Source organism: Tepidibacter formicigenes DSM 15518, assembly GCF_900142235.1.
Lineage (GTDB): Bacteria > Bacillota > Clostridia > Peptostreptococcales > Peptostreptococcaceae > Tepidibacter > Tepidibacter formicigenes.
In genome coordinates, this window is the sequence record NZ_FRAE01000013.1 from 30,218 (window position 1) to 42,918 (window position 12,701).

The window sequence follows — 12,701 nt, forward strand, 5'->3', positions numbered from 1 at the left end:
TGGAGGTTAATTGTGAAAACAAATATATTAAGATTTATAGTATTTATTTCAATTTTGCTTGTTGTAGCTTCATTTTTTAACAGCTGTAAAATTCAATTAAGAGATGATAGAAATGTTCTACCTTCTCTGCCAAGACCTATAGCAAAAGGTAAGGTTTTAATTACTTCTGCTGGGCAAAGTACAGATACTTATATTGTGAAGGATATTGCCAATAAACTGATGATTCATAATTTTTTTATGCCTCAAGCGAGAGAAGTGGATCTTGAAGGTATTAATACAGTTGTATTTGTAGTAGGATATAGTCCAATTGGTGAAAATTTACACGATTTAGGTTATAATCAAGAAGTAAAACGTATTAAGAATCTAATTAAAATTCTTAGAAAGAAGAAAATTACAATTATAACTGTTTTTATTGGTAATAGAAAAGAAGCAAACAAAAAAACAGATAAACTATTGAATTTAACGTGTAAATATGCAAATTATGTAATTAGCACAAAAAATAATAATAATAATCAGTATTTGCTAAACCTAGCTAAGCTTTATAATTTTAAACTTACGCTGGTTGAAGATGTAACAGGTTTATCGGAACCCTTCGCCTCAGCGTTTAGATAAGAAAGGGTGAGATTATGAAAATGAAATTATCATTTAAAGACAATAAGGTTTATGTTAGTACATTGATTTTGATTTTTTTAGGTTTTTTATTCTCATTTTTTACTCAAACCCTTTGGTTTAATGTTATTGTGAAAATTAGAGAAGCTATATATACTGGAGATAGTGGACATCTTATTCTAGCTTCGGCTTATAGTAGTATTCTCTTTTCAATTCAAAATACACTTTTTTTTCTAGGAACAATTAGTTTTTTTTCTATATTAAAAAAGAAATATCAGCTTCCATCTATTAGAATAGATGTTTTGATTTTGCTTATGTTTTTTATACTTAATCGAATTGCAGCTTTTTTATTTATTATACCTTGGGAGCCTGTAACAACATTTATGGGCTTTCTTGCAACGTTCATATTATTGAAAGAACGAAATTGTTCATTTTTTCCTTTTATTCAAATTACCATTGTATCAATTCAAGTATTTTTTGCATTTCAGTGGCTTAATGTTATGCCTATTTTTTCATTTTATCAAATTGGGCAAAGTGATATACCAATAAGTATAAAAGTTGCAGGAACATATCTTAAAGCAGAATCTGTTTTAAATTTTATGGGTTTTTCTTTCTTTTTACCTTTTACATTTTCAGCATCTATTACGGCTTCGTTATTTATGAGTTATGCGCAAAATATATTAATCCTTGAGGAAAATTATAAAAAGGAAAGAGATATTCAAATTATTAAATCTAAAGCCATGGAAAATCGAATTTATCAAGAAATTAATGCGCTAGCTCATGACTTAAAAACGCCTCTAGTGACAATTAGGGGATTAAATTCTTTAATTGCATTATATCCAACTACGGACAAGTTAATGGATTATAGTGATAGAATCGAAAGTGCTATTAGTAAAATGAGTGAAATGATTTCTAGTTTTTTATATGGTACCTCTCGTCAAAGGTTAAAAGTAGAGGAACTGATTCAATACATTCAAGCTCAGATTCCTATTGAAGATGAAACTTTGAAAGTTGATATTGATTTAGGTAATGATTTGCCAGAATTGTATGTCAATAAGGTTAGGGTGGTTAGAGCATTGATAAATATTCTAGAGAATGCTATGGTTGTTTCTTGTAGACATGCTTTTAAACACATACGCATTAAGGTAAGAATGGTAGAAGATGGTGTAAGGATTGTTATTTCAGATAATGGTATAGGAATACATCCTTCAGAACTTGAAAATATATGGGAAATAGGCTATTCTACTTCTAAAACATCCGGATTAGGGTTACCTTTTGCAAAACAAATTATTGAAGACAATAATGGAACGATAAATATTGAAAGTACACCAGAGATTGGAACTGTTGTAATAGTCTATTTTCCAAAGGCTAATAATATTGATACAATGAAGAGTTGAAGATTGTTTTAAGAAGAAAAATGGAGAAAGGAGTTAATATCTTGAAAAAGAATGAAAATATCAGAAATAACATAAAAATTGTGATTATTGATGATGAAGAAGATATTCTTTATACTATTAAAGAAATATGTAGTTTTGGGGGGTATGAGGCACTAACGGCGACTAGTGGACGAAAAGGATATGAGCTTTGCAAACAGTATAGGCCACAGCTTGTAATTGTAGATTATCATATGTCAGATTGGGACGGTCTGAACACTGTTAAAAAAATTAGAGCACTTGATCCTGCTATATCTATTTTGGTTTTAACTGTTGATGAAAGACAAGAAATTTCTGATCGATTTATTGAGGTTGGTGCTACAGATTTTGCGATTAAACCTATTAAAGCACCTGATTTAATATCTAGAATTAATGTTAATATAAAAATTCATGAAGTTACTAAGAAAAATATTGATGATCAAGCTAATGTGTTTGTGGAAAAAGGTATTAGCCCTGCTACTTTAAGCTTGATATGTGATTTTCTTTCAAAGCAAGAGGATGGTGTTACAATAGAAGAGATTACAATTGGCATGAACCTCGCTTATCAAACAGTGCATCGCTATGTACAATATCTTATGGAACAAGAAAAACTGGAACTTATTCCTATTTATGGTCAAATCGGAAGACCTAAAAATAAATATCGAATTATTTAATTAAAAGCAATGGCGTCTAAAATAGGCGCTTTTTTTTAGAGATTATAACTATTCTGAAATTTCTTTCAGAGAAAAAAGTGATAAAAAAACAATTATGTTTATGTCGATATATAATAATATATAAGGAATCATATATTAATAATAAGGAGGTTGTTTTATGGCAAAGGAAAGTATTGCAGATAAGGAATTTAAGCCTTTTATTTCTGCAGATAAGATTTTACCAGAATTCACTTTAACATCATTATTTTTAGGTATTCTATTAGCGGTAGTATTTGGTGCAGCGAATGCATACCTAGGATTAAAGGTAGGAATGACAATTAGTGCATCTATTCCTGCAGCAGTAATTTCAATGGGTATTATAAGAGGAATTCTTAAAAAAGAATCAATATTAGAAAATAATATGGTTCAAACAATTGGATCAGCTGGGGAGTCTCTAGCAGCAGGTGCAATATTTACATTACCTGCACTTTATATTTGGAGTAAAGAATGGAATCTTGGAGCACCAAGTTTATTAACAATTACTACAATAGCTTTATGTGGAGGTGTTCTTGGAGTACTTTTCATGGTTCCTCTAAGAAAAGCATTAATTGTAAAAGAACATGGAGTACTTCCATATCCAGAGGGTACAGCTTGTGCTGAAGTATTACTTGCTGGAGAAGAAGGTGGAGATAAAGCAAAAGCATGTTTCACAGGTTTAGGAATTGGTGCAGTATATAAATTTATAGCGGATGGATTAAAATTATTCCCAAGTGAAATTGAAACACCTATTCCAGGTTATAATGGAGCTGCTATTGGGGCAGACGTTTTACCAGCACTTTTAGGGGTAGGATTTATTATCGGACCTACAATTTCAGCGTATATGTTAGCTGGTGCTGTTATTGGATGGTTTGGGTTGATTCCACTAATTGCTAACATTGGTAGTATGGGAGATATAATAATGTATCCTGCATCAGTTCCAATTAAGGAATTAGGATATTGGGGTATTTGGAATTATTATATAAGATATGTTGGTGCTGGAGCTGTTGCTTTTGGAGGTGTATTCAGCTTAATCAAATCTTTACCACTGATTGTTCAAACGTTTAAAGATGCTATGAAGGATTATTCAGGTGGTGGCGAAAATAATGGTACAAACAAAAGAACTGAAAGAGATATGCCAATGAAATTTGTTTTAATAGGAGTATTAGTTGTTGTTTTAACAATGATGATGCTTCCAATTATACCAGTAGGATTCTCTGGTGCTTTATTAATTGCAATATTTGGATTTTTCTTTGCAACAGTGTCATCAAGAATTGTGGGACTTGTTGGTAGTTCATCTAATCCAGTTTCAGGAATGACAATTGCAACATTAATTATTACAGCTATCGTATTTAAAGCAACTGGAAACGATGGACAAACTGGAATGATTGCTACATTAACTGTTGGTGCAGTTATTTGTATTATTGCTGCTATGGCAGGGGACACATCGCAAGATTTAAAAACAGGTTTCCTAGTAGGGGCAACACCTCAAAAACAACAATATGGAGAATTAATAGGTTCAGTAGCTGCTGCCCTTGCAATAGGTTTTGTTTTAACATTATTAAATAAAGCATGGGGATTTGGATCAGCTGAACTTCCAGCGCCTCAAGCAACTCTTATGAGACTTGTTATAGAAGGTGTTATGGGTGGAAGCTTACCATGGTCTCTTGTATTTACAGGAATGGGAATTGGTGTTGCAATAGAATTATTAGGATTACCAGTTCTTCCAATTGCAATTGGTCTATACTTACCAATCCATTTAAGTACACCAATAATGGTTGGTGGAGTAATTAGAGGTATATTAGATAAGAAATTTGCAAAAGAAGGCGGAGAAGATAACATTGCTGACAATAAAGAAGCAAAGAACATCAAAGATAAAATTGATTCTGGAATTCTTTATGCATCAGGTCTAATTGCTGGAGAAGGATTAATTGGTATATTACTTGCAGTATTTGCTGTGGCTAATTTGAAAGTCGCTCTTGGATTTGACCTAGGACAAATTGGAGCATTAGGATTCTTTGCACTTTTAACTTATACGCTAATGAAACATTCTTTATTAAAGAAAAATTAATTACATAATATAAAGAGGATATTTTGAATATCCTCTTTTCCTCATATTAATAGAAAGAGGTGAAAATATGAGTAAAAAAATAAAAAAAAATGATAATTTTTTAGAATTAGTTCCTTTTAAAAATAAAAATCAAAAATGGAAATTAAATGATCAAGGACTTGTTCAAATTATTATTCCAAGAGAAGGTATTTTGGATAAAATCGTTAGAGTATTTTTTAAAACTCCTAAAGTTATGAAAATAGATTTAGACTTACAAGGAAGTTGTGTTTGGAAAGCAATAGACGGAGAAAGAAATATTGAAGAGATTGGAAATATACTCAAAAATGAATTTGGCAAAAATGCAGAACCGATTTATGAAAGATTAGGAACTTATATTAATATTTTAAGAAATAATAAATTTATAACACTAGAAAAGGTAAGTGATTGATTTGATAAGTTTCATACTGAAAGTACTTTTATTTGCTATAACAATTACATTTTTATTAGCATGGGGATATATAAAGCAGCAGAGAAAAAATGAGGAATTATTAAATAAATTATATAAAAAGATTGAAGGTAAAATAGTAACAGAGTTAAAAAAAAGAAAAGAGTTAACTATAAAGGATATGGAAGGTATTATTAAAGGAACGAAAGTATCTCTATTTTGGAGTAAAAATAAAGTAATGGTTACAGAACCAAAAATTTTAATTAAAAATCTCGTTGTAGATATGATAAACAAGGGGCTAATTGTTGAAGTGTTTAACAAGGGTTCTAAAAAATATAAATTAAAATAAAGGGGTTGTTTTGATTGAGTAATATACTAAAAGATTTAAAACCAGAAGCTGTATTTAGAAATTTTGAAGAATTAACAAAGATACCAAGAGGTTCAGGTAATGAAAAAGGTGTTAGTGATTATTTAGTTAGATTTGCAAAAAAACATGGGTTAGAAGTAATTCAAGAAGAATGTCTAAATATAATTATAAAAAAACCAGCAACAAAGGGATATGAAAATGCGCCTACTGTTATTCTTCAAGGGCATATGGACATGGTTTGTGCAAAAGAAGAAGAATTTGATTTTGAGAAAGATTCAATCCCTATTTTTGTAGATGGAGACATGATTAGAACCAAAGGAACAACTTTGGGTGCTGATAATGGAATCGCTGTTGCCATGGCCATGGCAATTTTAGAATCAGATGAATTAGAGCATCCAGCTATTAATGTATTAATTACTGTTGCAGAAGAAACAGGAATGGATGGAGTACTAAATCTTAAACCTGAAAATATATCCGGGGATATTTTAATTAATATTGATTCAGAGGAAGAAGGAACGCTCCTTTCTTCTTGTGCAGGAGGAGTAAATAATATTGTTCATTTACCTATAAAATGGGAAAAAGCTAATCAAGATAAAGAAACGTATACACTTTCTATCAAAGGATTGTTGGGTGGACATTCAGGAATGGAAATCAACAAAAATAGAGCTAATGCTATTAAATTATTAGGGCGAGTATTAGAAGAAATGGATTCTAAAATAGGGATAGATATTGTAAAGATTCAAGGTGGAGAAAAAATGAATGCCATACCTAAAATGGCTTATGTTACTTTTATGATTGATAAAAATGATAAAGAAAAAGTAGAACAAATTGCAAAAGAGTATGAAGAAATATTTAAATCAGAATTTGAAGTATCTGATCCAAATATTAATATCAGCATTGAAAAAACAGATGAAGAAGAAAAAATCATTAATTATCAAACTAAAAAAAGCTTGATTTTTATTTTAAGATTAATTCCTTTTGGAGTTCAAACCATGAGTGCAAGTATAAAAGGATTAGTTGAAAGTTCTAATAATATTGGTGTTCTTACGACAGAAGAAAATGAAATTACATTTAATAGTGCTGTAAGAAGCTCTGTTAAAACATTAAAAAATGAAATTAACAATCGAATTCAAAACATATGTAAATTAGTAGATGCTAAAATGGAGTTAGTATCAGATTATCCAGAATGGGAATATAAAGTAAATTCTCCTATCAGAGATATTATGGCAAAAATTTATAAAGATATGTATGGAAAAGAAATAAAAGTAGATGCTATTCATGCAGGATTAGAGTGTGGATTATTAAAAGAAAAGGTTGGAGATATTGATATGGTTTCATTAGGACCAAATATATATGATGTGCATACTCCAAATGAGCATTTAAGTATTTCTTCAACAAAAAGAGTATATGAATTTTTATGTGAAGTATTAAAACAAATTAAATGATTTTTACAACCGTTCCAATTGAAACTAAATTAGAAAGCTCAATAACATCTTTATTTTACTGAGTCCAAGCCATCTTACACCAAAAGGTAAATTTACCTTTTGGTGTAGTGGTGGAAGGTTTCCCTACAGCTCTTCGTTCAGCGTTATCACCACCTTTAAAAAAGCTAATCTTGCTAATATGAGAATACTATGATAGTATATAAGTCTATAGGGAATTACCCAAAAGAGTGAAGATAAAAAATAGGTACAAAAGTAAAAAATATACGTTTGATTGATGGAGATTATGATATTAATTGAAAAATTGATAATTTCGGAACTGTGAAATTAAAATCTGAATTTGTTAAATAAATGGCTATAGTTATTAAGCTTAGCTTTTTTTTATTGTGTAATTTTGTTATGATTTTGGGTAAGATAATATTAGTATAGTATTTATGTGGTAATTAATTCTATAGGTTAATTTATATTTTAAATATATATTACTATAAGGAGGTTTTAGTATGATACCAACAGCGCATATTGAAGTAAAAGAACAAGAAATCATTGCAAAAACAGTATTAATGCCAGGAGATCCATTACGTGCAAAATTTATTGCTGATACATTTCTAGAAAATGTTGAAAAATTTAATAATGTACGTAATATATTTGGATATACAGGTACATATAAAGGACGTAGAATTTCTGTAATGGCTAGTGGTATGGGTATGCCTAGCATTGGTATTTATTCATATGAATTATTCAAGTTTTATGGAGTAGAAAATATTATCCGTATTGGTTCATGTGGAGCTTATACTGCTGATTTAAATTTATATGATGTAATATTAGCTAGTGAAGCTTGGAGTGAATCTACATATGCCAAGGTTCAAGGTGGATATGATAAAGATGTAATTGCTGCATCTTCTAAACTAAATGATAAATTGGAGAAAATTGCAAATGATTTAGGAATTAAAATACATAAAGAGAGAATTCACTCGTCTGATGTATTCTATCGTGAGAACTTTGAGGAGTACAAGGATATTTATAAAAATCATGGATGTACTGTAGTAGAAATGGAAGCATTCGCACTATTTCATAATGCAAAAGTATTAGGAAAAAATGCAGCTTGTTTATTAACAGTTTCAGATAATTTAGTAACTCATGAATTAACTACATCTGAAGAAAGACAAAAATCATTTACAAATATGATGAAAATTGCTTTAGAACTAGCTGAGTAATAAAATTATAATAAATATTGAGTTATGTTGAAGGTAGAGATTTTTTCTCTGCCTTTTTTAATTGTAACAAAAATATAATAGAGAAAGTAGAATAACATAAATGAGGTAAGTTAGGAGGTTAATTATGATTATACCAAGAAATTTTATAAAAGGAGATACTATAGGTGTTATTGCACCTGCAAGTCCTGTATCAAAAAAAAGAGCGGATAAATCAAAAAAAGTTTTAGAAAATATGGGATTTAAAGTTAAGATGGGAGAAAGCTGTTATAGTAAATATGGTGGATATTTATCAGGGGAGGATAATTTAAGAGCAAATGATGTAAATAATATGTTTGCTGATGATGAAGTTGATGCTGTTATATGTATAAGAGGTGGTTACGGATGTTCAAGAATATTAGATAAGATTAATTTTGAAATTATAAAAAAAAATCCTAAGTTATTTGTAGGTTATAGTGATGTTACAGCACTTCATATAGCTTTTAATCAAATAGCAGATTTAGTTACATATCATGGTCCAATGCTATCATCTAATATGGTAGACAGCTTTGATGAATTCACAAAAATGTCATTTTTAAAATTTATAAATATAGAAAACAACTTGGAAGTTAAAAATCCTAAAGGAATAAAAATAAAAACATTAGTAAAGGGAAAAGCTTTAGGGCAAATAGTTGGAGGAAATTTATCTATTATTTGTTCTATGATGGGAACTAAATATGAAATTGATACGAAGGGAAAAATCTTATTTATTGAAGATATAGGAGAAAGACCATTTAGAATAGATCGAATGCTTACACAACTTGCTTTATCAGGTAAATTGAATGAATGTATAGGAATTATTATAGGGGATTTTGCAGGGTGCAATCCGGAAGAAGAAAGTTTTACATTAATGGAAGTTATTGAAGATAGAATAAAACCCTTTAATAAACCCACTATATATAATTTAAAATCTGGTCACTGCCATCCAATGGTTACATTACCTTTAGGAATAATGTGTGAACTTAATGCAGATAATCAAAAAATTATTATTAAGAGTTAAAATTAAGCTTATCTTCATAGTGTTGTAATTTAAGCAATAAACTCACAAGTAATATGAAATTTATTAATTAAAAAAATCAGTTTTTGTTGAAAGTATCGTAAGTGTGTGTTAGATTATAGAGTATCTAGAGTAATAGGAGGTATAAAATGTATAAATTAATTGCAATAGACATGGATGGAACTTTACTAAATGAAAACAAAGAAATTTCTAAAGCAAATTATGAAGCTATTCAAAAGGCTAAAAAAATAGGTAAAAAAGTTGTGCTTGCAACAGGTAGACCTCTTTTAGGCGTAAAAAAATTTTTAGAAGAACTTAATTTAATTTCTGATGAAGACTATGTTGCAGCTTTTAATGGTGCATTAGTTCAAAATACAAAGAGTGGAAGAGTAGTTTCTAAGACAACATTACATTTAAATGATTATAAATTACTTTATGATTTAAGTAAGAAACTTAATGTAAATATTCACGCGTTAACAGAATCTAGCGTAATTACTCCTAAAAATAACAAGTACACAGAAGTAGAAGCTAGCCTTAATAGTATTCCTATTGAAGAAATTCCTGTAGAATCTGTTAGTGAAGATGAAACAATTGTAAAGGTTATGTTTATTGATGAGCCTGAATTAATAGATAAAGTAATTAAAAAGATTCCTAAAGAAATAAAAGAAAAATACACAATTGTAAGAAGTGCACCTTTTTTCCTAGAGTTTTTAGATAAGTCTGTAAATAAAGGTGTAGGAGTTAATGCAATTGCAAAAGAATTAGGTCTAGATCCAAAGGAAGTTATTTGCGTTGGAGATGCTGGCAATGATATTGATATGATTAAATATGCTGGATTAGGAGTTGCCATGGGTAATGCTTTTGATGAAGTAAAGGAAGTAGCAAATTATGTTACTCTTTCAAATGAAGATGATGGTGTAGCATATGTAATTCATAAGTTTATGTTAAAATAAAATATTTTCTAGGTTGAATTTTAATTGAAAATGTCTTATAATTATGCAATAAAAAAAGAATATTTTGCTAGGGGTGCCATATAGGCTGAGAGATAGTTATCTATCAACCCTTGTACCTGATCTGGATAATACCAGCGTAGGAAAGCTTATTTAAATACAATAAATACTTACATTTTATATTTACAAAATAGTATCAAAAAGCTATATTCTATACTGGAATATAGCTTTTTTTATTCTAAAAACAAGGAGGGAAGCTATGAGAAATTACAAAATACCAACATTAACAATAGCAGGATCAGATTCATCTGGAGGAGCAGGAATACAAGCAGATATAAAAACTTTTAGTGCACTAGGAACATATGGAATGAGTGTTATAACTGCTATAACAGCACAAAATACTCAAGGAGTATTTTTAGTAGAAGAACTAAGTAACGAAATTATAAAAAAACAAATAGAGGTCATATTTGATGATATACCTCCAAAAGCTGTGAAAATAGGTATGGTATCTAGTCCTCAAATAATAAAGGAAATAGTAGATACACTTAAAAAATATAATCCTAAGTATTTGGTAGTAGATCCAGTTATGATATCTAAAAGTGGATATTCACTTCTAAAGCCAGAAGCTAAAATGAATTTAATTAAGTATCTTATCCCAATGGCATACATACTAACACCTAATACATTAGAGGCAGAAGAAATAACTGGAATGCATATAGATAATTTAAATGATATGAAAATAGCAGGTCAAAAAATATTGGAACTTGGTTTAAAATATGTACTTATGAAAGGTGGTCACTTAAAAGGAGATGCAGTAGATGTACTTATAGGCAAAGATACTTTTGAAATTTATAAACAAGAAAGATTAGATAAAAAAAATACTCATGGAACAGGATGTACATTATCATCAGCTATAACTGCTCACTTAGCTTTAGGCTATAGTGTAGAAAAGGCTATTGATTTAAGTAAAAAATACATAACAGAAACTATTAGAAATAGTTTTGATATGGGTAAAGGAGTAGGTCCTGTAAATCATTTTTACTCATTTTAATATATAAAAAGGGGAAGACATATGAGGGATAAATTAAAACTTTATTTAGTAACAGATTCAGATATATTAAAAGGAAGAGATTTTTATAAATGTGTAGAAGATGCACTTAAAGGTGGAGTAACTATAGTGCAGTTAAGAGAAAAAAAATGTCTAGGAAAAGAGTTTTTAGAAAAAGCTTACAGGCTTAGAGAATTAACTAAAAAATATAATGCGTTATTTATAATAAATGATAGAGTTGATATAGCTCTTCTTGTTGATGCAGATGGTGTTCATGTTGGACAAAAAGATATACCAGCATTTGAAGTTAGAAGATTGATAGGAAAGAATAAGATTTTAGGAGTATCTACAAGAACTTTAGAAGAAGCTGTTAAGGCTAGAAATGATGGAGCTGACTACTTAGGAGTAGGAGCAATATTTGCTACAAACACAAAATTAGATGCAGAACATGTTAGCATAAACAAACTGAAGGATATACAAAAAAGTGTAGATATACCTATAGTTGCAATAGGCGGACTAAAATTAGATAATATAGATATGCTTAAAGAATGTAATGTAGATGGATATGCAGTAGTGTCAGCTATATTAACTGCTGATGATATATATAACGAAAGTAAAGTGTGGGTAAATGAAATAATAAATAAAGGTTGCTAAAGATATAGCAATCTTTATTTATTTTATTATAAAAGCATGTATTGATGGATTTTAGAAAGCATGTATTGATGGATTTTAGAAAGCATGTATTGATGGATTTTAGAGCCATGGATAAGATAAGATTTTAAGATATTCATAGTATAAAATGATATTTAATATATACAATAAGTATCCAAATAAACAAATTTCAAATCCAGATTATATATAAAATCTTAATAAGCCTAAATTAAATTTTAAATAAATATAAAATTGATAAGATAAATCTAACATAAAAGATATTAGAGTATACCTCTTAAAATAAAATTCAACTATTCTTTAAATGTATATTTAGGGAATAGTTGAATTAAAGAAATATAAGTTCCACTTACATACACCTTCATTTCACTTATATTTCTTTAATTTATATATTCTTAAATATTTTATAATTATATATAAAAATGTTTTTGCTAATTTTTTTATTATACATGAATCGTGTTAATTTATTTAAATCTGACAAATTCTATTTCTATTTAAATTATTCTAGAAATTGTTGTAATTCTTTATTTGTTATTAGCCATTCAATCTTTAAATGAATATTTTTATATTCATTTAGTTGATCTAATATTTGCATTATTTCTTCATTGCTAAAATAATCTTCATATTTTATCAAATCGTTCTCAAGACTACTTATGGAATAATCTAAACTTTTTAATATATGATTTAATTGTTTGCTTTCAAACATCAATAATACTACCTCCACTAAATCTTTTTAATATAGCTTCTGCATTTTTCTAAAAATTATTAAAAAA

At 28.8% G+C, this 12,701-nt stretch carries 13 protein-coding genes and 1 riboswitch; of the genes, 12 read left to right on the top strand and 1 reads right to left on the bottom strand.

Features of this window, described 5'->3' with window-relative positions; all coding sequences use genetic code 11:
* Positions 1–12: 12 nt before the first annotated feature.
* From BUA77_RS03940 to thiE, 12 genes are all read left to right on the top strand, one after another.
* On the top strand, positions 13–612 hold the full coding sequence (locus BUA77_RS03940) for a DUF6305 family protein (protein WP_072887513.1): 600 nt from the start codon (positions 13–15) through the stop codon (positions 610–612).
* Between the two features lie 14 nt (positions 613–626).
* Positions 627–2,006: a sensor histidine kinase gene (locus tag BUA77_RS03945; protein WP_072887515.1), complete on the top strand. Its 1,380-nt coding sequence runs from the start codon at positions 627–629 to the stop codon at positions 2,004–2,006.
* Positions 2,007–2,047: 41 nt separating this feature from the next.
* Positions 2,048–2,695, top strand: a complete 648-nt coding sequence (locus BUA77_RS03950; RefSeq protein ID WP_242939079.1) for a response regulator — start codon at positions 2,048–2,050, stop codon at positions 2,693–2,695.
* Between the two features lie 157 nt (positions 2,696–2,852).
* Positions 2,853–4,781, top strand: coding sequence for an OPT family oligopeptide transporter (locus BUA77_RS03955; RefSeq protein ID WP_072887517.1), 1,929 nt, complete (start codon positions 2,853–2,855; stop codon positions 4,779–4,781).
* A gap of 67 nt (positions 4,782–4,848) precedes the next feature.
* Positions 4,849–5,208, top strand: a complete 360-nt coding sequence (locus tag BUA77_RS03960; protein ID WP_072887519.1) for a PqqD family protein — start codon at positions 4,849–4,851, stop codon at positions 5,206–5,208.
* Between the two features lies 1 nt (position 5,209).
* The gene (locus BUA77_RS03965; protein ID WP_072887521.1) at positions 5,210–5,554 is read left to right on the top strand and encodes a hypothetical protein; all 345 of its coding nucleotides are present in this window, start codon (positions 5,210–5,212) and stop codon (positions 5,552–5,554) included.
* Between the two features lie 14 nt (positions 5,555–5,568).
* Positions 5,569–7,017 carry an aminoacyl-histidine dipeptidase gene (locus BUA77_RS03970; protein ID WP_072887524.1) on the top strand — a complete coding sequence of 483 codons (1,449 nt, stop codon included), beginning with the start codon at positions 5,569–5,571 and terminating at the stop codon, positions 7,015–7,017.
* A 497-nt stretch (positions 7,018–7,514) separates the two neighbouring features.
* Complete coding sequence (gene deoD / locus BUA77_RS03975) at positions 7,515–8,228, top strand: purine-nucleoside phosphorylase (RefSeq protein ID WP_072887526.1); 714 nt, start codon at positions 7,515–7,517, stop codon at positions 8,226–8,228.
* Positions 8,229–8,352: 124 nt separating this feature from the next.
* Positions 8,353–9,264, top strand: coding sequence for a S66 peptidase family protein (locus tag BUA77_RS03980; RefSeq protein WP_072887528.1), 912 nt, complete (start codon positions 8,353–8,355; stop codon positions 9,262–9,264).
* 146 nt (positions 9,265–9,410) lie between these two features.
* Positions 9,411–10,214 carry a sugar-phosphatase gene (yidA, locus tag BUA77_RS03985; protein WP_072887529.1) on the top strand — a complete coding sequence of 268 codons (804 nt, stop codon included), beginning with the start codon at positions 9,411–9,413 and terminating at the stop codon, positions 10,212–10,214.
* A 59-nt stretch (positions 10,215–10,273) separates the two neighbouring features.
* Positions 10,274–10,374: riboswitch (TPP riboswitch) on the top strand.
* A gap of 96 nt (positions 10,375–10,470) precedes the next feature.
* Positions 10,471–11,262 (top strand): bifunctional hydroxymethylpyrimidine kinase/phosphomethylpyrimidine kinase, encoded by a 792-nt coding sequence (gene thiD / locus BUA77_RS03990; RefSeq protein WP_072887531.1) that lies wholly within the window; start codon positions 10,471–10,473, stop codon positions 11,260–11,262.
* A gap of 21 nt (positions 11,263–11,283) precedes the next feature.
* A complete protein-coding gene (thiE, locus tag BUA77_RS03995) occupies positions 11,284–11,913 on the top strand; it encodes a thiamine phosphate synthase (RefSeq protein ID WP_072887533.1) in 630 nt (209 codons plus the stop codon).
* 514 nt (positions 11,914–12,427) lie between these two features.
* Here thiE and BUA77_RS04000 read toward each other — a convergent pair.
* The gene (locus BUA77_RS04000) at positions 12,428–12,637 is read right to left on the bottom strand and encodes a hypothetical protein (RefSeq protein WP_072887535.1); all 210 of its coding nucleotides are present in this window, start codon (positions 12,635–12,637) and stop codon (positions 12,428–12,430) included.
* Positions 12,638–12,701 lie beyond the last annotated feature (64 nt).